The following is a 22,155-nucleotide window of genomic DNA, read 5'->3' as shown; positions in this document are numbered from 1 at the left end:
CCATCTGCATCTGCATTACCGGCTGACCCAGGTCAGGCGGGCCGTTCTTCTGTTTCAAAGCCGGAACGAAGTTGCTAAGCCCGCCGCCGGGAGCGCGCGAGGAAACGTCATGGTCGAGATCAGGCTGCACAACACGAAGACGCGGGCGAAGGAAGCCTTCGTCCCGATCGACCCGAAGAACGTGCGGATGTATGTCTGCGGCCCGACCGTCTACGACCGCGCCCACCTGGGCAACGCGCGCCCGGTGGTGGTGTTCGACACCCTCTTTCGGCTGCTGCGGCACGTCTACGGGGCCGATCACGTCACCTATGTGCGCAACTTCACCGACGTGGACGACAAGATCAACGACGCGGCCTTGGCGCGGCGGCAGGCGGGCGACCCCCGAACGCTGGAGGCGCTGATCCACGAGCGCACGGACGAGACGATCCACTGGTATCATCAGGACATGGACGCGCTTGGCGCGCTGTGCCCGACGCTGGAACCGCGCGCGACGGACTACATCGGGCAGATGATCGCGATGATCGCCGGGTTGATCGCCTCGGGACACGCCTATGCGGCCGAGGGCCATGTGCTGTTCGACGTGCGCAGCTACCCCGACTATGGCCGCCTCTCGGGCCGCAGCATCGACGACATGATCGCCGGGGCGCGGGTCGATGTGGCGCCCTACAAGCGCGATCCGATGGATTTCGTGCTGTGGAAACCCTCAGGCGGCGATCTGCCAGGCTGGGAGAGCCCCTGGGGCCGGGGGCGCCCCGGCTGGCACATCGAATGCTCGGCGATGAGTGACGCGCTGCTGGGCGACAGCTTCGACATCCACGGCGGCGGCATCGACCTGCAGTTCCCCCACCACGAGAACGAGATCGCCCAGTCGATGTGCGCCCACCCGCACGGCGATTTCGCCCGCGTCTGGATGCACAACGAGATGCTGCAGGTGGAGGGGAAGAAAATGTCCAAGAGCTTGGGCAACTTCTTCACCGTGCGCGACCTGCTGGATCAGGGCGTGCCGGGCGAGGTGATCCGGTTCGTGATGCTGAGCACGCATTATTCGAAGCCGATGGACTGGACGGCGGAGAAGGCGGCGCAGGCGAAGGCGACGTTGGATCACTTCGTGGGCCTTACAATGGGCGTGATGCCCACGGAACCAGACGTGGGGATGATCAACGCGCTTTGTGACGACCTAAATACGCCCTTGGCGATCACCAGACTGCACAGTCTCGCGAAGGCGAAGGAAAGCGGCGCACTTCGCGCATCGCTGCAGTTGTTGGGCTTTGACTTCTTAACGCTCAGAAGCGGCTGGACGTTTCCGGAATTTTACGATGGCCTAGCCTCGTTCGAGCAGACCATCTCAGCTCTTCGCTCCACGGCACAAGAAACGAAAGACTTCTCTGTGGTTGACGCGATGAAGGCCGCACTCCTCGCCGCTGGCGTAGAGGTGCGCATGGGCAAGGACAGGATTGATCTTATGCCAGGTCCGAACTTCGACCCCGCCAAGCTGGAGGCGCTGAAATGACCCGCACCCGTCTCTATCTCTACGACACCACGCTCCGCGATGGCCAACAGACGCAGGGGGTGCAGTTCTCGGTGGCCGAGAAGGGGCAGATCGCGCAGGCGCTCGACGCGCTGGGGGTGGACTACATCGAGGGCGGCTGGCCGGGGGCGAACCCGACCGACAGCGACTTCTTTGCCGCGGCGCCGAAGCTGCGGGCGACCTTTACCGCCTTCGGCATGACCAAGCGCACGGGGCGGTCGGCCGCCAATGACGATGTGCTGGCGCAGGTGATGAACGCGGGCACGCCGGCCGTGTGCCTGGTCGGCAAGACGCATGATTTTCATGTGAAAACCGCGCTGGGGATCACGGGCGGGGAGAACGTCGAGAACATCCGCGCCTCGATCGCGCATGTGGTGGCCGAGGGGCGCGAGGCGCTGTTCGATGCGGAGCATTTCTTCGACGGCTACCGCGCCAACCCCGCCTTTGCGCTGGAATGCCTGCGGGCGGCAGAGGGGGCGGGCGCGCGGTGGATCGTGCTCTGCGACACCAACGGCGGCACGCTGCCCGCCGAGGTCGGGCGCATCACCGCCGAGGTGATCGCGGCGGGCATCCCCGGCGACCGGCTGGGCATCCATTGCCACAACGACACCGAAACCGCGGTGGCGGCCAGCTTGGCCGCGATCGACGCCGGGGTGCGGCAGGTGCAGGGCACGCTGAACGGGCTGGGCGAACGCTGCGGCAACGCCAACCTTGTCAGCCTGATCCCGACGCTGCTGCTGAAGGAGCCCTACGCCAGCCGGTATGAGACCGGCGTCACGGCGCAGGCGCTGGCGGGGCTGACGCGCATCAGCCGGATGCTCGACGACATCCTGAACCGGGTGCCGCTGCGCGCCGCGCCTTACATCGGCGCCTCGGCCTTTGCGCACAAGGCGGGGCTGCACGCCAGCGCGATCCTGAAGGATCCCGCGACCTACGAGCATGTCGACCCGGCGCTGGTCGGCAACGAGCGCATCATCCCGATGAGCAATCAGGCGGGCCAGTCGAACCTGCGCGCGCGGCTGGCGGCGGCGGGGATCGAGGTGGCACCGGGCGACCCGCGCCTGGCGCGCATCCTCGACGTGGTGAAGGTGCGCGAGGATCAGGGTTATGCCTATGACGGGGCGCAGGCCAGTTTCGAGCTGGTGGCGCGCGCCGAACTGGGGCTGTTGCCGCAGTTCTTCGAGGTCAAGCGCTACCGGGTGACGGTGGAGCGGCGCAAGAACAAGTACAACCGGATGATCAGCCTGTCGGAAGCGGTCGTGGTGGTGAAGATCGGCGAGCAGAAGATGCTGTCGGTCTCCGAGTCGATGGATGAAACCGGCAGCGATCGCGGCCCGGTCAACGCGCTGTCGAAGGCGCTGGCGAAAGACCTCGGGCCCTATCAGGCCTATATCGACGACCTGCGGCTGGTGGATTTCAAGGTTCGCATCACGCAAGGGGGAACCGAGGCGGTGACCCGCGTCATCATCGACAGCGAGGACGCGCAGGGGCGGCAGTGGTCGACGGTGGGGGTCTCGGCCAACATCGTCGATGCCTCGTTCGAGGCGCTGCTGGACGCGATCACCTGGAAACTGATCCGCGACGGGGCGCAGCCGTCGTGAGTCTGGCGCATTGCCGCGCACTGGTCGAGGCGGGCGACCCCGACCGGGCGCTGGTGACGGCGGGCGCGCCGGAGGCGACGCAGGCGAAGCTTTGGCCGCTCTGGGCGTTCAACCTCGAGGTCGCGCGCGCGCCTTGGGCCAGCCGCGAGCCGATGGTGGCCGAGATGCGGCTGCAGTTCTGGGCCGACGCGGTGGACCGGCTGGCCGAGGGCCGGGTGCCGGGCCGCCATCCCGTGCTGGCGCCGCTGGCCGAGGCACTCGCGGGGCAGGACGTTGCACCGCTGGCCGCACTGGTCGAGGCGCGGCGGCGCGACGTCTGGCGCGAGGGGTTTGCCGATGCGGCGGCGCTGGCGGATTACCTTGACGCGACCGCCGGGGGGCTGATGTGGCAGGCGGCGCGGATGCTGGGCGCGCTGGAGGCGGCGCAACCGGTGGTGCGCGACTACGGCGGGGGCGCGGGGCTGGCGGCCTGGCTCTGCGCCGCGCCCGGCCTGCGCGCACGCGGCTATCCGCCGTTCCCCGACGAGACGCCCGAGGCCATCGCGGCCTTGGCGCGCGCGGGGCTGGCGCGCATTGCGCGGGCGCGGGCGGCGCGGGCGGCGGTTCCGGCGGCGGCCTTTCCCGCGCTGGCGACGGGGTGGCAGGCGGCGGCGATCCTGCGCCTTGCCGCCCGAGATCCGGACCGCGTCGCGCAGGGCCGGTTGCAGCGATCCGAGTTCGCCCGGCGCGGCGGGCTGGCCTGGGCCGCGCTCAGCGGGCGGTGGTGATCACTCGTCCGCCGGGCGGAAGGCGAGCCAGATCAGCGCAGCCCCCGCCAGCATCAGCAAGGGCGCCATCATCAGGTTGACCGCCTGCCAGCCCGCCTGCGGCGTGCCGCCCGAGCAATTCAGCAAGCCCCCCGAGGCGAGCGAGGCCATCGTGACGCCGCCAAACACGATCAGGTCGTTCAGGCCCTGCATCCGGCCGCGTTCCTCGGGCGCGTGGGCGGCGGCGAGCATGGTGGTGGCGCCGATGAAGCCGAAGTTCCAGCCGATGCCGAGCAGGATCAGCGCGCCGAAGAAATTCTCGATCGCGACGCCCGACAGCGCCACCGCGCCCGCCGACGCAAGAATGACGAGGCCGATGCCGATCACCTTCTCGACCCCGATCCGGGCGATCACGAAGCCGGTGAAGAACGAGGGCACATACATCGCCAGCACGTGCCCCGTCACCACATTCGCCGCGTCCGAGGTGTGGAACCCGCAGCCGACCACGGCGAGCGGGGTCGAGGTCATCACCAGGTTCATCAGCGCATAAGACACCGTGGCACAGATCACCGCCACGGCGAAGCGGGGCGAGCGCAACAGCTCCATCCGCGACCGCCCCTGCGCCGCGTCCTGCGCGGCGGGTGCCGGGCGCGGGATGTCGAGGAACGGAAACAGCAAGAGGCCCGCGAGGTTCAGCCCGATCACCGCGAGGTAGGTGCCGAGGAAGGGCACCACCATCGCCTGCGCCGTCAGCTTGACCAGTTGCGGGCCGACCACGGCCGACAAGAGTCCCCCGGCCATGACGTAGGAGATCGCCTTGGCCTGAAATTCATGCGAGGCGGTATCGGCGGCGGCGAAGCGGTAGAACCCCTGCGCCGACATGTAGACCCCGGTCAGGAGCGAGCCGAGCAGGAACAGCGGAAACGACGCCTCGATCAGCCCGACGGCGCCGATCCCGGCACCGATCATGCCGCCGAACGTGCCGGTGATGAACCCCGCCCGCCGCCCGAACCGCTGCATCAGCGCCGAAAGCGGCGTCGCCGACAGCATCGAGCCGAGCACGATCAACGAGATCGGCAGCGTGGCAAGGCAGGGGTTGGGCGCCAGCGACTGGCCCGCAAGCCCGCCGATGGTGAAGATCATCGGCATCTGCGAGCCAAGGACAGCCTGCGCCGCGACAAGCACGGCCACGTTGCGGCGGGCGCGGCCGTCGCGCGCGGGAAAGGATGCGATATCGGTCATGTGGCATGGGTAGTTCGGCGCGCGCGCGGCGGCAAGGGGACGGCGCCTTATGGCGGACGAAAAACTCACTAGCCTCCGGCGGGAGTATTTTGGGCCAGGAAGAAGACGCAAGCATGGTCGGGCGCATCATCGAGACGGAGGGCTGCGTGGCCGAGGGCGCGGCCTGGCTGGCGGCGCGGGAACCTCGGTTCGCGGCGGCGCTGGCGCTGACCGGGCCGCTGCCGCTGCGGCGGCGCGAGGGCGGGTTCGCGGCGCTGCAGGATGCCATCGTCAGCCAGCAGGTCAGCGTCGCCTCGGCCCGCGCCATCGGCGGGCGGCTGGCGACGGCGGGGTTGGTGACGCCCGCGGCGGTGGCCGCGGCGGATGATGCGGTGCTGCGCGCCTGCGGGCTGTCGCGGCCAAAGCTGCGCTATCTGCGGGCGCTGGCGGGGGCGGGACTGGACTATGACGCGCTGGCGCGGGCGCCCGAGCCCGAGGTGGTGGAAACGCTGGTCGCGCTGCCCGGCATCGGGCGCTGGACGGCGGAGATTTACGCGATGTTCGCGCTGGGGCGGGCGGATGCCTTCGCGGCGGGCGATCTGGCCCTGCAGGAGGCGGCGCGGGTGCTGTTCGAACTGGGCGGGCGACCGTCGGAGGGTGCGCTGCGCGCGATGGCCGAGGAGTGGTCGCCGTGGCGCGCGGTTGCGGCGCGCGCGCTCTGGGCCTATTACCGCGTCATCAAGGCGCGCGAGGGGGTGACATGAGCAAGGGTCTGCAATTCGGGCGGCGGGCGCCGACCTCGGGCCGGGCGAAAAGCCTGGTGGTGTTCCTGCACGGCTATGGCGCGGATGGCGACGACCTGCTGGGCCTCGCCGATCCGCTGGCGCCGCACCTGCCGAATGCGGTTTTCGTGGCGCCGAACGCGCCGGAGCGGTGCAGCGGCAACCCGTTCGGCTATCAGTGGTTCCCGATCCCGTGGCTCGACGGGTCGTCCGAGGCGGCGGCGGCGGCGGGCATCGCGGCCTCGGCCGCCGCGCTGAACGCCTTTCTGGATGCGCGGCTGGCCGAAGAGGGGCTGACCGACGCGGCGATGGCGCTGGTGGGCTTTTCGCAGGGCACCATGATGGCGCTGGAGGTGGCGCCGCGGCGGGCGGCGCCGGTCGCCTGCGTCGTCGGCTTCTCGGGGCGGCTGATCGCGCCGGAGCGGCTGGCGGGCGAGATCACCGCCAAGCCGCCGATCCTGCTGATCCACGGCGACCGCGACGAAATGGTGCCGCCGTCGTCGATGCCCGAGGCCGCCGCCGTGCTGACCCGCGTCGGCATCGAGACCTACACCCACGTCAGCCCCGGCACCGCGCATGGCATCGCGCCCGACGGGCTGGGCGCCGCGCTGGGGTTCCTGCAGGACCGGCTGCCGCGCTGACATGTCGCGCTGTCATCTTGCCGTGAACTTGGCGGTTTAGGGACTTTGACCACGGGCACCGTATCTTGCGGGGCTTGTCAGGCGGCGAACGCCATATATAGTTTAAGGATATGGGGCGGGCGCGTCCTGCCCTGGACACGGGACGCCCCTTGGCGGCGGGATCGGAGGCGGGGACGATGGATGGGGATTTCAGGACGACCTTCGTGCGCGAACCTGCGGTGCTGCGGCATTACCCCGCGCTGGTTCTGAACGCCGATTACCGCCCGCTGTCCTACTACCCGCTGTCGCTCTGGCCCTGGCAGGAAGCGGTGAAGGCCGCCTTTCTCGACCGGGTGTCGATCGTGGCGGAATACGACGCCGTTGTCCGCAGCCCGACCACCGAGATTCGAATACCCTCGGTGGTGGTGCTGAAGGAATTCGTCAAACCGCAGAAGCGCGTGGCATTCACGCGCTTCAATCTTTTTCTGCGCGACGAATTCTGCTGCCAGTACTGCGGCGCCAGGGGCGATCTGACCTTCGACCATGTGGTGCCGCGCGCGCGCGGCGGCATCACCAGCTGGGAAAACGTGGTGGCCGCCTGTTCGCCCTGCAACCTGCGCAAGGGCTCGAAATCGCTGCGCCAAGCCGGGATGAGCCTGCGGTTGCCGCCGCGCCGCCCGACGACGGAAGACATGCAGAACATCGGCCGCCGCTTTCCGCCAAACTACCTCCACGACAGCTGGCTCGACTTCCTGTATTGGGATGCCGAACTCGAGGCGTGACCGCGACGGGGACGCTGGTGCTGGACTCTGCGCTGCATTGCGGCTAAAACACAGCCGTTAGCGCTAACGGCGGCAGCGGCCGGGTGGTGGCGCCATCGAGGGGAAAGGGCGAAGAATGGTTTCGCGCGTGATTCCGGTCGATCCGTTTGACCTGGTGGTGTTCGGCGGCACGGGTGACCTTGCCAAGCGGAAGATTCTTCCGGGACTTTTCATCCGCTTCCGGGCCGGGCAGATGCCGCCGGAAAGCCGGATCATCGGCGCGGCACGGGCCGATCTGACCGATGAGGGCTATCGCGCGATTGCCGCCGCCGCGCTGGCCGAGTTCGTCGCCAAGGACAAGCAGGACGCGGCCGTGATCGAGAAGTTTCTCGGCCAGTTGCACTACGTCCGGATCGACGCGACCGGCGAGGGCGGCTGGGCGCAGCTTGCGGGCCTGATGCGCACCGGGGTGGTGCGGGCCTTCTACTTCTCGGTCGCGCCGACGTTGTTTGGCGACCTGGCCGAGCGGCTGCACTGCCACAACATCGCCGACGACCGCAGCCGGATCGTGGTGGAAAAGCCGTTCGGGCGTGACCTGGCCTCGGCAGAGGCGCTGAACGCGGTGCTGGCCGCGCATTTCGACGAAAAGCAGATCTACCGGATCGACCATTACCTGGGCAAGGAGACGGTGCAGAACCTGATGGCGGTGCGTTTTGCCAATATCCTGTTCGAGCCCCTGTGGAACGCGCAATACGTGGACCACGTCCAGATCACCGTGGCCGAAACGGTCGGGGTCGAGGGCCGCGGCAGCTACTACGACAAGTCGGGCGCGATGCGCGACATGGTGCAGAACCACATGATGCAGCTTTTGTGCCTGATCGCGATGGAGCCGCCCTACAAGTTCGACCCCAACGCCGTGCGCGACGAGAAGCTGAAGGTGATCCGCGCGCTGGAGGCCGTGCCGGCCGAGGATATCGTGCGCGGCCAGTATCGCGGCGCGGGCAAGAAGGACGGCCCCGAGGCGGCCTCGTATCTGGAGAATTGCGGCGACCCGCAAAGCCGGACCGAAAGCTACATCGCGCTGAAGGTGCGGGTGGCGAACTGGCGCTGGCAGGGCACCCCGTTCTATCTGCGCACCGGCAAGAAGCTGCGCGCCCGCACCTCCGAGATTGCCATCATCTTCAAGGAGGCGCCGCACTCGATCTTTGGCGAAGACGAGGGCTGGAAGGCCAACGTGCTGGCGATCCGGTTGCAGCCGAACGAGGGCATGAACCTGACGGTGATGATCAAGGAACCGGGGCCGGGTGGCATGCGCCTGACCGAGGTGCCGCTGGACATGTCCTTCGCCGAGGCGCTGGGGGAAGAGGGGATGGACATTCCCGACGCCTACGAGCGGCTGATCATGGACGTGATCCGCGGCAACCAGACGCTGTTCATGCGCGGCGACGAGGTCGAGGCCGCCTGGGCCTGGACCGATCCGATCATCGAGGGCTGGGAGGCGCGGGGCGACAAGCCGCGCGGCTATGATCCCGGCTCATCCGGCCCCGAGGATGCGCTGATGCTGCTGCATCGCGACGGGCGCCGCTGGCGGGAGATACGGGAATGAAATTCATCGAATACCCCGATCGCGACCTGATGTTTCTGGCGCTGGCCAACAAGGTGGCGGGCCAGTTGGGCGATTTCCTGCGCCAGCAGGATCGGGTCTCGCTTTGCGTCACCGGCGGCAGCACGCCCGGCCCGGTGTTCGACGGGCTGTCGGCGGTCGATCTTGACTGGGGCCGGGTGGGGGTGTTCCTGAACGACGAACGCTGGGTGCCGGAAAACGCGCCGCGATCGAACACGCGGCTGGTGCGCGAACGGTTGCTGGTCGGCCGTGCCGCCTCGGCAACGCTGGTGCCGCTGCATTCCGATACCGAGACGCCGGAAGAGGCGCTCGATGCCTTGTCGGCCGGAATCGCGCCCTGGCTGCCGATTTCGGTGCTGATCCTCGGCATGGGCGCCGACATGCACACGGCCTCGCTGTTTCCCGGCGGCGACCGGCTCGCCGATGCGATGGAAGCGCGGGCGCCGATCCTGATGCCGATGCGGGCCGAGGGCGCGGGCGAGCCGCGCATCACGCTGACGGCGCCGGTGCTGGCGGGCGCGATGGTCACGCATGTGCTGATCACCGGCCCCGAAAAGCGCGCGGCGCTGGAGCGGGCGCAGGGGCTTGACCCGATGCAGGCGCCGATCCGCGCCTTTCTGGGCAATGCGACGGTTCACTGGGCGGAATAGTTCTGGGCGGAATAGCGAGGCGGACGATGGACATCTGGGCGAACCTGGCGGCGCATCACGCGGGCGTGGCCGAGCGTGGCATCCTGCGGCTGTTCGACTTCGACGACGGGCGGGCGGCCGACTTCTCGGCCCGGTGGGAAGGGATGCTGTTCGACTACTCCAAGACCAACATCGATGTCACCGGCCGCGCGCTGCTGCTGGAGCTCGCCGAGGCCTCGGCCGTGGCGGCCAAGCGGGACGCGATGTTCGCGGGCGCCAAGATCAACGAAACCGAGGGGCGCGCGGTCCTGCATACCGCGCTGCGCAACCTTGACGCCTCGGTGATCGTCGACGGCCGCGACGTGATGCCCGAGGTGCGCGCCACGCATGCCCGGATGCAGGCCTTCGCGCACGATCTGCGCGCGGGCCGGGTGCGGGGGCAGGGCGGGGCGATCACCGACGTGGTGAACATCGGCATCGGCGGGTCCGACCTTGGCCCCGCGATGGCCTATCTGGCGCTGGCCCCCTATGCCGACGGGCCGCGTTGCCATTATGTGTCCAACATCGACGGCGCGCATGTGCATGACGTGCTCAAGGGACTGAACCCGGAAACCACGCTGGTGATCATTGCCTCCAAGACCTTCACCACGATCGAGACGATGACCAACGCCGAGGCCGCCAAGCGCTGGATGGCGGGCAGGGTCGCCGCCCCGGCCGCGCAATTCGCCGCGGTGTCGACCGCGCTCGACAAGACCGCCGCCTTCGGCATCGACCCCGCCCGCGTCTTCGGCTTCGAGGATTGGGTCGGCGGGCGCTATTCCGTCTGGGGGCCGATCGGGCTGTCGGTGATGCTGGCCATCGGGCCGGAGCGGTTCGACGAGTTCCTCGCGGGCGGCGCCGCGATGGACGCCCATTTCCGCAGCGCGCCATTTGCCGAAAACCTGCCGGTGCTGCTGGCGCTGGTGGGGATCTGGCACAACCAGATCTGCGGCTACGCCACCCGCGCCGTGCTGCCCTACGAGCAGCGGCTGTCGCGCCTGCCCGCCTATTTCCAGCAACTGGAGATGGAGAGCAACGGCAAGCGCGTGGCGATGGACGGCACCGACCTGACGCGCAACTCCGGCCCCGTGGTCTGGGGCGAGCCCGGCACCAACGGCCAGCACGCCTTCTACCAGTTGATCCATCAGGGCACCCGGATCATTCCGTGCGAGTTCATGGTGGCGGTGCAGGGGCACGAGCCCGATCTGGCGCACCAGCACCTCTTGCTGGTCGCCAACTGCCTGGCCCAGTCCGAGGCGCTGCTGCGTGGCAGGAACCTCGCGGAAACCACGGGGATCATGGCGAAAAAATGCCTCACGGGGGCCGAACTGGACCGTCAGGCCCGGCACCGCGTGTTCCCCGGCAACCGGCCCTCGACGACGCTGGTCTACCCGCGCCTCACGCCCTTCGCGCTGGGCCAGATCATCGCGCTTTACGAACACCGGGTGTTTGTCGAAGGGGTGATCCTGGGCATCAACAGCTTCGATCAATGGGGCGTCGAACTGGGCAAGGAACTGGCGCTGGCGCTGATGCCGATCCTGGAGGGCAAGGCCGGCACGGAGGGCAAGGACGGCTCGACCCGGATGCTGGTGGAGCAGCTGCGGGGCTGACCCGCGCGCCGCTCAGTTTCGGTCTTCAGATATCCACGGGGGTGATGACCGCTCGAAAATCCTCCCGTGGAGGATCTCCAGCGAAGAACGCCCGGCCCCGTGGGCGTGCTGGGGGCAGACGGCCCCCCGCCCTTGGCTCAGGCCAGCGCCGCCGTCACGATGACCTCGACCAGATACTCCGGCGCGACCAGACGCGACTCGCCGGTGGCGCGGGCGGGGGTGTGGCCCTGCGGCACCCAGGCATCCCAGACCGCGTTCATCTCGGCCACCGTCGAGGCGTCGGCCAGCCAGACCTGCGCCGTCAGGATGCGGGTCTTGTCGCTGCCCGCCAGCGCCAGCAGCCGGTCCACCTCGGCCAGCGCGGTGCGGGTTTGCGCGGCGACACCGTCGCCCGGATGGCCGACCTGACCGGCCAGATAGACGATGCGGTTGTGGATCACGGCCTGGCTCATGCGCGAACCGGATTCGATGCGGGTGATGGCGGGCATGGTCGGCCTCTTTCGTGTCGGAGGGGATGGAGCGGGTGAAGGGAATCGAACCCTCGTCGTAAGCTTGGGAAGCTTCTGCTCTGCCATTGAGCTACACCCGCGGCGCGGTCAGAGGTAAGCGAGACGCCCTGCGCCGTCAAGTCGTGAAGAAGCGATCGGCGGCGGCGAGGGCGGCGGCGTCGGCGGCGATCTCGCCCGGTGCGTTGGCATCGCCCAGCAACACGCCCGCCAGCGGCGCCTGCATGTAGTCGGCGGAAAAGCGCAGGCATTCCACCGCCGGGGCAATCTGTTCGGGCGATGATCCGGAATGCGCCATCACCAGCCAGACGCGCTTTGCAGGCATCGCCGCCTTGAAGCCGGTCGCGGGCACCCGCATCCAGTGCGACCAGTGGTCGATGTAAAGCTTGGCCGACGCGGGCAGGCCATACCAGTAAAGCGGGGCGACGAAGACCAGATCACTTGCCGCCAGCGTGGCGCGCATCAGGTCGGTCGCCACGCCCTCGGGCGCCGCGTAGGTATCGCCGTGGCGGCGGTCGTGGAAGGCGGGCAGCGCCGGATCGGTCAGATCGCGCCAGGTCTGGATGGTGTCGGCGGGCAGGGCGGCGGCGGCGCGGCGGGCCAGCGCCAGGCTATTGCCGTTCTGGCGCGCGCTGGCGCAGAGGAAAAGGAAATGGCGGGCATCGCTCACGGCGCGGGCTCCTGTCGCGTCTCGGTCGCGCCGATCATAGCCAGCGGGCGCGCAGGCGCCATGCCCGATGGTGCGACCAAACGGCAGCGGACCGCCCCGATATTGGGCGGCCCCTTCTGTCGCGGTTCCAGGTGTGGGGACGGTTGACGGATGCGGCAGAAGCCCGGATCACATCGCGGGCAGCAGCACCGTGTCGATGACGTGGATCACGCCGTTCGACTGCATCACGTCGGCGATGGTGACGGTGGCGGTGTCGCCCTGGCCATCCATGATCATCAGCATGCCGTCCTTCGCGGTCGCGGTGAACTTGCAGCCGCCGACGGTATCGAGCGTGACCATGCCGCCGTCCTTCATCGCCTCGGCCGCGATCATCTTGGCGGTTTCCTTGGCGGCCAGCACATGGCAGGTGAGGATCTTCACCAGCTTGTCGTGGTCTTCCGGCTTCAGCAGGCTCTCGACGGTGCCCGCGGGCAGCTTGGCGAAGGCTTCGTTGGTGGGGGCAAAGACGGTGAAGGGGCCCTTGCCTTCCAGCGTCTCGACCAGCCCCGCGGCCTTCACGGCGGCGACGAGGGTGGTGTGGTCCTTCGAGTTCACGGCGTTCTCGATGATGTTCTTGGTGGCGAACATCGCGGCGCCGCCGACCATCGGGTTGTCGGCAAGAACAGCGCCGGCGACGCCGGTGAAAGCGGTGGCGATGGCAAGGGTGCGGAGGGTGAAGGTCATGTTCGTCTCCTCAAGGGGTTGGCGGACAGGGCGTTTCCCTGATCCATGCCCGAAGCTACGAAGACGGCGCGGCGGAAGTTTCAGCGGCGGCGCGAAATCTTCGCGCGGCGGCGATCACAGGGTGGTGAGCGGCCCGGTCGCCAGCACGGTGGTCGGCTTGCCGTTCGGCGATCCGCCCGCGGGCTCGATGCTGACCGCCAGCACAATGCCAGGCGCAAGGCCCGCCACATGCTGGCTGTCCTTCGGCGCGCTGACGAGGCCCAGCGGCTTGGGAACGCCGTCCGCCCCGATCGACCACAGTTGATAGTCATGCCCCGCGGTCGGGCCGGGGCCTGCGGTGCGGGTCACGGTCAGCGTGCCGGTCGCGGGCGCGTAGGCGGCGGTGAACACGACGGCCTGACCGGTTGCGGCAAGGGTGGCGAGATAGGTCGGCGCCGATGGCCGCGGCAGACCGACCAGCAGCACGGCGATCAGCGCGACCGCGACAAGGGCGCCGCCCAAGCCACCGAACCAGAGCCGGAACCCCCGGCGGCGCGGGGCCGCGCCGAACAGCCGCGCCTCGATCGCGGGCAGCAGGTCGGGCGCGGGCGCCTCGGTGTAGTCGTCATTGAGGGGGGCAAGGCGGTCCTCCCACACCGCGATGCGGGCGGCAAAGGCCATGTCGTCGCGCAGGCGGCGCTGCACCGCCAGCCGGTCGGGCAGCGGCAGCGTGCCCAGCACATACTCGGCGGCGAGCATGTCGTCGCCCTCGGGGGCTTGGGGATCGTCGGGGGCGCTCATCCGTCCATGCACTCTTTCAGGCGCGCCAGGCTGCGCCGCAGCCAGGTGCGCATCGTGTTCAGCGGCACCGCGAACCGCTCGGCCAGATCCTGATAGGACAGGCCGTCGAGATAGGCGCCCTTCACCGCCGCGGCGCGGTCGGGGTCGAGCGTGTCGAAGCATTCGGCGATCCGGCGCGCCTCGCCGCGCGCCACCAGCACCGTTTCGGCGCGCGGCTGCGGATCGGCGATGGACTGAAGCGCGTCGTCACCATCGGTCCGTGCCGTGGGTCGGGTGCGCAGCCGGTCGATCGCATGGTGACGCGCGATCGAGATGAGCCAGGTCATCCCGCGCGCCTTGCCCGCATCGAACCGGGCGGCGTTCAGCCAGACCCGGGTGAACACTTCCTGCAACGCCTCCTCGGCTTCGGCCCTGTTGCCCAAGATACGCAAGGATACGCCCATGAGTTTCGCCGACGCAGCGGAATAAAGCGCGCGAAACGCCGCGCGGTCCTGCGCGGCGACCCGGATCAGCAGTGCGGCAACGGGATCGTCGGTCATGGGCGACGAGATGTGGCCGCCGCGCGCCGCGTCAAGGCCGATCAGCCCCGGCGCCGCCGTCCACCGCCACCACCCTGCGGGTTGAACGACACATTCGGCAGGGTGACGATCTTCGCCAGTTCGGGGAAGGGCGCGGTGGCGTGCGGGATCGCGTTCGCCGCCACGAAATGTTCCTGAAAGCGCGGCTCGATGGCGGTCTCGACCTTGTGGATCTCGCGCACCACGCGTTCCACCTCATCCCGCGCGGCGACATTGCACAGCGCGATGCGCGCGCCGGTGCCCGCGGCATTCCCGGCCGAGAAGACCTTGTTCAGCGGCGCGTCCGGGATCATGCCCAGCACCATCGCGTGCTTGGGCGAGATATGCGCGCCGAAGGCACCGGCCAGCACGACCCGGTCGACGGTGTCGATGTGCAACTCGTCCATCAGCAGCCGCGCGCCCGCATAGAGGGCCGATTTGGCAAGCTGGATCGCCCGGATGTCGCCCTGCGTCACCAGAATGCGCGGGCCGCCCTCGGCGCTGCCGTCATAGAGCAGGTAACTGTGCGTGCGCCCCTCGGGGATCAGCCGCGCGCTGCCGGTCTGTTCGGCCGAGCCGATCAGGCCCGAGGGATCGACAATCCCGGCCATCCGCATTTCGGCCACCGCCTCGATGATGCCCGAGCCGCAGATGCCGGTGATGCCGCTGGCCGCCGTCGCGGTGGCAAAGGCGGGATCGGTCGACCACAGATCGCAGCCGATCACCTTGAAGCGCGGCTCCTTGGTGACCGGGTCGATCTCCACCCGCTCGATGGCGCCGGGCGCGGCGCGCTGGCCGGAACTGATCTGCGCGCCCTCGAAGGCCGGGCCGGTGGGCGAGGAACAGGCCAGCACCTTGTCCTTGTTGCCCAGCAGCAGTTCCGCGTTGGTGCCGACATCGACGATCAGCACCATGTCGTCGGACTTGTTGGGCTCTTCCGCCAGCGCCACGGCGGCGCAATCGGCACCGACATGGCCGGCGATCAGCGGCAGGATATAGACGCGGGCATTGGCGTTCACCGAGGTCAGCCCCAGTTCCGCCGCGTCGAGCGACATCGAATCCGAGGTCGCCAGCGCGAAGGGCGCCTGCCCAAGCTCCACCGGGTCGATGCCCAGCAGCAGGTGGTGCATCACCGGATTGCAGACGAAGACCGCCTCCATGATCCGGGTCGGGTCGATCCCGGCCTCGGTCGAGATCGTCTGGGCGAGGCCGTTGAGCGCGGTGCGCACCGCCCCCGTCATCTCGCGGTCGCCGCCGGGGTTCATCATCACATAGCTGACCCGGCTCATCAGGTCTTCGCCAAAGCGGATCTGCGGGTTCATCACCCCGGCCGAGGCCAGCACGCGGCCATCGCGCAGGTCGCACAGATGCGCCGCGATGGTGGTGGAACCAAGGTCGATCGCCAGCCCGTAGATGCCGCCCTCGTAAAACCCCGGCCAGATGTCCAGCACGCGGGTGCGTGCGTCGTGGTTGCCCTTGTGCAGCGCGACCGTCACCTTCCACTCGCCCTTGCGCAGCGCCGGTTGCAGTTTGCGCAGCACGTCGAGATCGGCGTAAACGGCGCCGATGCCCCATTGCTCGCGCAAGCTTGCGCCCAGCCGTTCGAGATCGCCCGAGGGTTCGTGCATGTCGGGCTCGGCGACCTCGACGTAGTAAAGCCGCGTCGCCGGGTCCATCGTGATGTCGCGCATGGTGGCGGCCTTGCGCACCACCTGCTTGTGCACCTGGCTTTCGGGCGGTACGTCGATCACCACGTCGCCCTGCACCTTGGCCTGGCAGCCCAGCCGCCGCCCGTCGATCATGCCGCGCTTGGATTTGTAGCGTTCCTCGACCGCGTTCCAGTCGCTCAGCGCGCCCGCCTCGACCGTCACGCCATGCTTGGGAAACTCGCCGTAGCCCGGCGTGATCTGGCATTTGGAGCAGATGCCGCGCCCGCCGCAGACCGAATCGAGATCGACTCCCAACTGGCGCGCGGCGGTCAGCACCGGGGTGCCGATGGGGAAATGCCCACGCTTGCCGGAAGGTGTGAAGATCACGAGCGGATCACGGGTCTCGGTCATGTCTCGGTCTCCGGCAGGAAAAGGCGTCCCGCAAAGTCATAGTTTGCTTTGGCCCGGGCGCAACGTCCAACCGCGGCATTCGGCGATGCGTCCGCGTCACCGAAGGTCAAGATCTTTCGCAGAAAAATTCTTTGGCGCTTCCGGTGCGGGCGATCGGATTTGCAGGTCACACGCAGGTCAAACACGCCACGGCCAGCGGAATACCCGGCCGTGGCGGGGGGGGGTGCCGATGTCAGCTCCGGGCGCGACCGGCGCGGCCGCCCGAACGTCCGCCACGGCCACCGGCCGCCGCTGCCGCCGCCGAGGCTTCGGCGAAGGTGGCGCCCGCCTCCACCGCCTCCAGCACGCGGGCGAAGCGGATCCATTCGCCGCCATTGGCGTCGTGGTTCATCAGGAAGTTGGCGGCGCGGATCGCCTCCATTTCCGGCAGGCGAACCGGGTTCATGATCGCCGAGGTCATCCCCGCGCCGATCGCCATCGGCAGGAAGGCCGCATTGATGCCATGCCGGTGCGGCATCCCGAACGAGATGTTCGACGCGCCGCAGGTGGTGTTCACGCCCAGTTCGTCACGCAACCGGCGCACCAGCGTGAAGACCTGCTGCCCGGCCGAGCCAAGCGCGCCGACCGGCATCACCAGCGGATCAACGACGATGTCATGCGCCGGAATGCCGAAATCGGCGGCGCGTTCGACGATCTTCTTCGCCACGGCAAAGCGCACATCGGGGTCTTGCGAAATCCCGGTATCGTCGTTCGAGATCGCCACCACCGGCACGTTGTATTTCTTCACCAGCGGCAGCACGAGTTCCAGCCGCTCTTCCTCACCCGTCACCGAGTTCAGCAGCGGACGCCCCTCGCAGGCCGCCAGCCCGGCCTCCAGCGCCGCGGGCACCGACGAGTCGATGCAAAGCGGCACATCGACGATGGCCTGAATCCGCGCGATCAGCTCGCGCATCAGCGGCGGCTCGACGAAGTTGTTGTCGGCATAGCGCGGGTCTGCGGCCATCCTGTTGGTGAAGACCGCGCCCGAGTTCACGTCCAGCACGGTAGCGCCGCAGGCGACCTGTTCCAGCGCGTCCCTGAGCACGGTCTCGAAGTTCCCGGCCTCCAGTTCCGCCGCCAGCTTCTTGCGGCCGGTGGGGTTGATGCGCTCGCCAATCACGCAGAACGGCTCGTCGAAGCCGATGATGACGGTCTTGGTTTTCGATTCGATCACGGTCCGGGTCATGGTCTGTCCTCAGTCTTGCGCGGCCGGAACAGCGGCGGCGCCGCCATGCTCGGTGGCCCAGGTTGCGTTGGTCTTGATCCCGCCGAGCGGGAAGAAATGCACGGCCTCGATGCCGAAACCGGGATGCGCGGCCTTGTGCGCGGCGATCCCGGCGATGAACTCGTTCGGCTCGAACGGCATCAGCAGCTTGGTGACATCCTTGGCGCGCTTTTGCAGCACGCGCAACGAGGCGCCAACCCCGCAGGCGATGGCGAATTTCAGCAGCGTTTGCAGCTTGGCGGGCCCCGCGACGCCGATGTGGATCGGCAGCTTGATCCCTTCGGCGGCCAGTCGGTCGGCCCAGGCGATCACCGGGCCCGCCTCGAAGCAGAACTGGGTGGCGATCGCCATTTTCGCATCGGTGCGCTCGGAAAACGCCTGTTTCCACGCCAGCGCCTGCATCACCATGCGGTCGCTGCCGTCGGCGTCGATGTCCTTGTTGCCCTCGGGGTGGCCCGCGACGTGCAGCCGCTCGAACCCGGCAAAGAGCCCGGTTTCGATCAGTTGCATCGAGCTGTGGAATTCGCCCGCCGGAGTGTTCACGCCGCCGCCCAGCAGCAGCGCCTGCTTCACGTCGGCCTCGCCCTGATAGCGGGCGATCCAGTCGGCCAGCGTGGCGCGGTCGTGGATGATGCGGGCCGGGAAGTGCGGCATCACCGGGTAGCCCTGCGCATGCAGGCGTTTGGCGGTGGCCACCATGTCGGCGATCGGCGTGCCCTCGATATGGGCGATGTAGACGCGGGTGCCGCGCGGCAGAAGGGCGCGGAAATCCTCGATCTTTTCGGCGGTGCGCGGCATCACCTCGATCGAGAAGCCGGTCAGAAGCGCCTCGACCTCGGCCGAGGAACCCTCGGGTTTCGGCGCTTCGGCGCGGCGGAAGTTCAGCAGAGCCATTGCGGCCTCCCAGGGGTCATGCGGCGCGGGCTCAGGCCCGGCCCTCGTTGGCGATCAGCACCTTCAGGCGCTCCGTGTCGTGTTCGGCTTCCAGCCGCGCGGCTTCAGCGGTGGCGATTTCTTCGGGGTCGCCCTCGACCTCATAGGGGGCGGCCTTGCGCCATTCGGCCAGGTAGGCGTCGGCATCCTTGGCACCGCTTTTCATGGCGCAGCGGTCGATCGCCTGTTCGAAGCGCTCCGACAACTGCCGCTTGGAGCCCCGGCGGCCCTTGCCGACGATGACCTGCGCGGGAATGTCCCGCCAGTAGACGATCGTGACTTCGGGCATCGCTGATTCCCCCGCGGTTTGCGTTGTCGCCGGTATAGGCGTGCGGCGCCGACATCCGGTGTCGGATTTCGACATCCCGCACGCGGCGAGCGACCCGCCCCCCGTTTGCTTCTAAGGCACCCCGTCGGCACGGGCCAGCACGCCGCGTCGGAAAAATCCGCACCAGGATGATGCGCCGTGGGGCAGGGTGCGCAGCGCGCGCTTGCGCGGCGGGGCCCCGGTCACTAGTCTGTCATCAACTTGACATCGGAGGGCGACGCGATGACGCCCGAGCGTCCCTACGGGGCGGACGCGATCCCGGTGGCAGACGACGTGCAACCGGTCGAGCCGACCGCCCCGCGTACATCAGACCCGGCGCAGCTTTATGCGGCGCTGGATCTTGGCACGAACAGTTGCCGGATGCTGATTGCCCAACCCCGGGGCAGTCAGTTTGACGTCATCGACAGCTTTTCCAAGACCGTGCAGCTTGGCATCGGGCTGGAGGCCTCGGGGCGGCTCAGCCGCGCCTCGATGGCGCGGACGGTGCAGGCGCTGCGCATCTGCCAGAAGAAGATCGAGAAGCACGAGGTCAAGCGGATGCGGCTGGTGGCGACCGAAGCCTGCCGCCGGGCCCGCAACGCCCGCGACTTCATGCGCAGCGTCGAGTATGAAACCGGGCTGGTGCTGGAAATCATCGCGCCCGAGGAAGAGGCGCGGCTGGCCGTCGTGTCCTGCGCGCCGCTGGTCAGCCCCCGGACGGAACAGTTGCTGGTGGTCGATATCGGCGGCGGCTCGACCGAACTGGTCTGGATCGACCTGTCCGGCGTGCCGCACCGTGACCGCCCGCGCGCCATCATGCGGCTGCACGCGGGGTTCCATCAGCCCGACCGTGGCGTGCCCGCCGCGCGGGTGGTGGACTGGATTTCGGTGCCGCTGGGGGTGGCGACGCTGAAGGACCAGTTCATCGACGTCGAGGATGACGCTGCCCGGTTCGCGCTGATGAGCTGGTTCTTCGAGGAGAACCTGGCCAACTTCTCGCCCTACAACGCCGAAAACCCGCGCGAGGGGTTTCAGATCATCGGCACCTCGGGGACGGTGACGACCGTCGCGGCCTCGTTCCTGGGGCTGAAACGCTATGACCGCAACAAGGTCGATGGCTTGCGGATGACCTCCGACCAGATCGACACGGTGATCCGCGACTACCTTGATCTTGGCCCGGAAGGGCGGCGCACCGACCCGCGCATCGGGCGCGACCGCCATACGCTGATCATGTCGGGCGCGGCGATCCTGCAAGCCCTGATGCGAATCTGGCCGACCGATCGCCTGTCGGTCGCCGATCGTGGGTTGCGCGAGGGGCTGCTCTACGCGCAGATGAGCGCCGACGGCGTATTGGAAGACGGACCTTACCTGACATGAGCACACCCAAAAGCACCTCGGGCCGCGGGGCGCGCGAATTGCGCGTCAAGGTCAAGACGGCGAAGGGGCGCAAGCTCAGTTCCACGCTCTGGCTCGAACGGCAGTTGAACGACCCCTACGTCATCGCCGCCAAGCGCGAGGGCTACCGCGGCCGCGCGGCGTTCAAGATCCGCGAACTGGATGACAAATACGGCTTCCTGAAGCCCGGCGCCCGCGTCGTCGATCTGGGCTGCGCGCCCGGTGGCTGGTGCCAGGTCGCGGTGACCCGCGTCAACGCGCTGGGGGAAAAGAAGGGCAAGCCTGTCGGCACCGTGCTGGGCGTCGATCTGCAAGAGGTCGCGCCGATTGCCGGGGCCGATATCCACATGCTGGATTTCCTGGAGGATTCGGCGGAGGCGCTGGTGAAGACCTGGCTCGGCGGCAATGCCGACGTGGTGATGAGCGACATGGCCGCCGCCGCCTCCGGCAACAAGCAGGTCGACCACCTGCGCATCATCGCGCTGTGCGAGGCGGCGGCGGAGTTTGCCTTCGACGTGCTGGAGCCGGGCGGCACCTTTGTCGCCAAGGTGCTGGCCGGCGGCGCCGAGGCCGAGTTGCAGGCGCGGCTGAAGCGCGCCTTCACCAAGGTGGTGAACGTCAAGCCCCCCGCCAGCCGCGCCGACAGTTCGGAAAAGTTCGTGGTGGCGACCGGGTTCAAGGGGCGCCCGGCGGATGACGTGGACACGCGGGCCGCAGAGGGCACGCTGTAAAACACCTCAACTCGGGGTGTCGGGGATTGGACAGCGGGCCTGGGCGCGCCATATTGCGCCTTGTCACTACGGTGGAGGACATCCGATGACATTGAAGACTTATGCCAAAACGCCCGAGGCGCTGGCCAAGCTGACCCCGGAACAGGTGCACGTGACCCAGCACAGCGGGACCGAACGGCCGTTCATGAACGCCTTCCACGATTTCAAGGGCGAGGGCCTTTACGTCGACATCGTATCGGGGGAACCCCTGTTCACCTCGCTCGACAAGTTCGATTCGGGCTGCGGCTGGCCCAGCTTCACCCGCCCGCTGGTCGAACAGAACGTGGTCGAGAAATCCGACGTCAGCCTTGGCATGCGCCGCGTCGAGGTGCGTTCCGCCCATGCCGACAGCCATCTTGGCCATGTCTTCAACGACGGCCCGCTCGAGTTGGGGGGGCTGCGCTACTGCATCAACTCGGCCTCGCTCCGCTTCATCCCGGTCGAGGAACTGGAGGCCGAGGGCTACAGCGATTACCGCGCGATGTTTGACTCGGATCAGGGGGAGGAGGAGTGATGGCCGACATGACCGAACGCGCGATCCTGGCGGCGGGCTGCTTCTGGGGCGTGCAGGACTTGCTGCGCCGCAAGCCCGGCATCCTGAAAACCGTTGTAGGCTATTCCGGCGGTGAAGTGCCGAACGCGACCTACCGCAACCACGGCAACCATGCCGAGGCGGTGGAGATCCTGTTCGACCCGACGCAGATCAGCTATCGTGACCTGCTGGAATTCTTCTTCCAGATTCACGATCCGAGCACACCCAACCGGCAGGGCAACGACCGTGGGGCAAGCTATCGCTCGGCGATCTACACCACGTCGGACGAGCAGACGCGGGTGGCGCTGGACACCATCGCCGATGTCGATGCCTCGGGTCTCTGGCCCGGCAAGGTGGTGACCGAGGTCGCACCGGCCGGTGACTTCTGGGAGGCCGAGCCCGAGCATCAGGATTATCTGGTGCGCATTCCGCACGGCTACACCTGCCACTTCGTGCGGCCGAACTGGAAACTGCCGCGCCGGGCGGCGGCGGAATAG

Annotated in this window: 23 protein-coding genes and 1 tRNA gene; 13 read left to right on the top strand and 11 right to left on the bottom strand. The window is 68.3% G+C overall.

Annotated features, from left to right (window positions below; translation table 11 throughout):
• Positions 1 to 109: 109 nt before the first annotated feature.
• The 3 genes from cysS to AC11WY_RS08350 are packed head-to-tail and all read left to right on the top strand — an operon-like array spanning position 110 to position 3,896.
• Entirely contained in the window at positions 110 to 1,510 is a 1,401-nt protein-coding gene (cysS, locus tag AC11WY_RS08360; RefSeq protein ID WP_482924373.1) for a cysteine--tRNA ligase, read from the top strand.
• A complete protein-coding gene (gene cimA, locus AC11WY_RS08355; protein ID WP_482924371.1) occupies positions 1,507 to 3,129 on the top strand; it encodes a citramalate synthase in 1,623 nt (540 codons plus the stop codon). The genes cysS and cimA overlap by 4 nt, the downstream gene beginning before the upstream one ends.
• Positions 3,126 to 3,896, top strand: coding sequence for a squalene/phytoene synthase family protein (locus AC11WY_RS08350; protein ID WP_482924369.1), 771 nt, complete (start codon positions 3,126 to 3,128; stop codon positions 3,894 to 3,896). Before cimA ends, AC11WY_RS08350 begins: the two co-directional genes overlap by 4 nt.
• Here the strand turns inward: AC11WY_RS08350 and AC11WY_RS08345 are convergent, their stop codons facing one another.
• Positions 3,897 to 5,117 (bottom strand): MFS transporter, encoded by a 1,221-nt coding sequence (locus AC11WY_RS08345; protein WP_482924367.1) that lies wholly within the window; start codon positions 5,115 to 5,117, stop codon positions 3,897 to 3,899. It abuts the gene before it with no gap.
• Between the two features lie 113 nt (positions 5,118 to 5,230).
• Here AC11WY_RS08345 and AC11WY_RS08340 point away from each other — a divergent pair, with 113 nt between their 5' ends.
• The 6 genes from AC11WY_RS08340 to pgi all read left to right on the top strand — a co-directional run bounded on the left by AC11WY_RS08340 (position 5,231) and on the right by pgi (position 11,161).
• On the top strand, positions 5,231 to 5,860 hold the full coding sequence (locus AC11WY_RS08340; protein WP_482924365.1) for a DNA-3-methyladenine glycosylase family protein: 630 nt from the start codon (positions 5,231 to 5,233) through the stop codon (positions 5,858 to 5,860).
• Positions 5,857 to 6,519: an alpha/beta hydrolase gene (locus AC11WY_RS08335; RefSeq protein WP_482924363.1), complete on the top strand. Its 663-nt coding sequence runs from the start codon at positions 5,857 to 5,859 to the stop codon at positions 6,517 to 6,519. Before AC11WY_RS08340 ends, AC11WY_RS08335 begins: the two co-directional genes overlap by 4 nt.
• 176 nt (positions 6,520 to 6,695) lie before the next feature.
• Complete coding sequence (locus AC11WY_RS08330) at positions 6,696 to 7,280, top strand: HNH endonuclease (protein WP_482924361.1); 585 nt, start codon at positions 6,696 to 6,698, stop codon at positions 7,278 to 7,280.
• 115 nt (positions 7,281 to 7,395) lie between these two features.
• Positions 7,396 to 8,865 carry a glucose-6-phosphate dehydrogenase gene (zwf, locus tag AC11WY_RS08325; protein WP_482924359.1) on the top strand — a complete coding sequence of 490 codons (1,470 nt, stop codon included), beginning with the start codon at positions 7,396 to 7,398 and terminating at the stop codon, positions 8,863 to 8,865.
• Positions 8,862 to 9,533, top strand: a complete 672-nt coding sequence (pgl, locus tag AC11WY_RS08320; RefSeq protein ID WP_482924357.1) for a 6-phosphogluconolactonase — start codon at positions 8,862 to 8,864, stop codon at positions 9,531 to 9,533. Before zwf ends, pgl begins: the two co-directional genes overlap by 4 nt.
• A gap of 26 nt (positions 9,534 to 9,559) precedes the next feature.
• Positions 9,560 to 11,161, top strand: coding sequence for a glucose-6-phosphate isomerase (gene pgi / locus AC11WY_RS08315; protein ID WP_482924355.1), 1,602 nt, complete (start codon positions 9,560 to 9,562; stop codon positions 11,159 to 11,161).
• Between the two features lie 137 nt (positions 11,162 to 11,298).
• Here the strand turns inward: pgi and AC11WY_RS08310 are convergent, their stop codons facing one another.
• The 10 genes from AC11WY_RS08310 to AC11WY_RS08265 form a co-directional block, all read right to left on the bottom strand.
• Positions 11,299 to 11,649: a RidA family protein gene (locus tag AC11WY_RS08310; RefSeq protein ID WP_482924353.1), complete on the bottom strand. Its 351-nt coding sequence runs from the start codon at positions 11,647 to 11,649 to the stop codon at positions 11,299 to 11,301.
• A gap of 27 nt (positions 11,650 to 11,676) precedes the next feature.
• Positions 11,677 to 11,750: transfer RNA gene (locus tag AC11WY_RS08305), tRNA-Gly, on the bottom strand.
• A 35-nt stretch (positions 11,751 to 11,785) separates the two neighbouring features.
• Complete coding sequence (locus AC11WY_RS08300) at positions 11,786 to 12,337, bottom strand: NAD(P)H-dependent oxidoreductase (protein WP_482924352.1); 552 nt, start codon at positions 12,335 to 12,337, stop codon at positions 11,786 to 11,788.
• A 168-nt stretch (positions 12,338 to 12,505) separates the two neighbouring features.
• Positions 12,506 to 13,060: a fasciclin domain-containing protein gene (locus tag AC11WY_RS08295; protein ID WP_482924350.1), complete on the bottom strand. Its 555-nt coding sequence runs from the start codon at positions 13,058 to 13,060 to the stop codon at positions 12,506 to 12,508.
• A 114-nt stretch (positions 13,061 to 13,174) separates the two neighbouring features.
• A complete protein-coding gene (locus AC11WY_RS08290; RefSeq protein ID WP_482924348.1) occupies positions 13,175 to 13,840 on the bottom strand; it encodes an anti-sigma factor in 666 nt (221 codons plus the stop codon).
• Positions 13,837 to 14,379 (bottom strand): sigma-70 family RNA polymerase sigma factor, encoded by a 543-nt coding sequence (locus tag AC11WY_RS08285; RefSeq protein WP_482924346.1) that lies wholly within the window; start codon positions 14,377 to 14,379, stop codon positions 13,837 to 13,839. The genes AC11WY_RS08290 and AC11WY_RS08285 overlap by 4 nt, the downstream gene beginning before the upstream one ends.
• 41 nt (positions 14,380 to 14,420) lie before the next feature.
• Positions 14,421 to 16,457, bottom strand: coding sequence for an ASKHA domain-containing protein (locus AC11WY_RS08280; RefSeq protein ID WP_482924344.1), 2,037 nt, complete (start codon positions 16,455 to 16,457; stop codon positions 14,421 to 14,423).
• Between the two features lie 232 nt (positions 16,458 to 16,689).
• Entirely contained in the window at positions 16,690 to 17,682 is a 993-nt protein-coding gene (locus AC11WY_RS08275; protein ID WP_482924342.1) for a methyltetrahydrofolate cobalamin methyltransferase, read from the bottom strand.
• A gap of 9 nt (positions 17,683 to 17,691) precedes the next feature.
• Complete coding sequence (locus tag AC11WY_RS08270) at positions 17,692 to 18,615, bottom strand: methylenetetrahydrofolate reductase (protein WP_482924340.1); 924 nt, start codon at positions 18,613 to 18,615, stop codon at positions 17,692 to 17,694.
• A 31-nt stretch (positions 18,616 to 18,646) separates the two neighbouring features.
• Complete coding sequence (locus tag AC11WY_RS08265) at positions 18,647 to 18,943, bottom strand: virulence factor (protein ID WP_482924338.1); 297 nt, start codon at positions 18,941 to 18,943, stop codon at positions 18,647 to 18,649.
• A gap of 261 nt (positions 18,944 to 19,204) precedes the next feature.
• Between AC11WY_RS08265 and AC11WY_RS08260 the strand changes: the two genes are divergently transcribed.
• From AC11WY_RS08260 to msrA, 4 genes are all read left to right on the top strand, one after another.
• The gene (locus tag AC11WY_RS08260; RefSeq protein ID WP_482924337.1) at positions 19,205 to 20,338 is read left to right on the top strand and encodes a Ppx/GppA phosphatase family protein; all 1,134 of its coding nucleotides are present in this window, start codon (positions 19,205 to 19,207) and stop codon (positions 20,336 to 20,338) included.
• Positions 20,335 to 21,087, top strand: a complete 753-nt coding sequence (locus AC11WY_RS08255) for an RlmE family RNA methyltransferase (protein WP_482924335.1) — start codon at positions 20,335 to 20,337, stop codon at positions 21,085 to 21,087. Before AC11WY_RS08260 ends, AC11WY_RS08255 begins: the two co-directional genes overlap by 4 nt.
• Before the next feature lie 85 nt (positions 21,088 to 21,172).
• Positions 21,173 to 21,640: a peptide-methionine (R)-S-oxide reductase MsrB gene (gene msrB, locus AC11WY_RS08250; RefSeq protein ID WP_482924333.1), complete on the top strand. Its 468-nt coding sequence runs from the start codon at positions 21,173 to 21,175 to the stop codon at positions 21,638 to 21,640.
• 8 nt (positions 21,641 to 21,648) lie between these two features.
• Positions 21,649 to 22,155, top strand: coding sequence for a peptide-methionine (S)-S-oxide reductase MsrA (gene msrA, locus AC11WY_RS08245; protein ID WP_482924481.1), 507 nt, complete (start codon positions 21,649 to 21,651; stop codon positions 22,153 to 22,155).

Source organism: Solirhodobacter sp., from assembly GCF_964715405.1.
The sequence above is the reverse complement of the archived record's forward strand: the minus strand, read 5'-3'. Positions and strand labels throughout refer to the sequence as shown.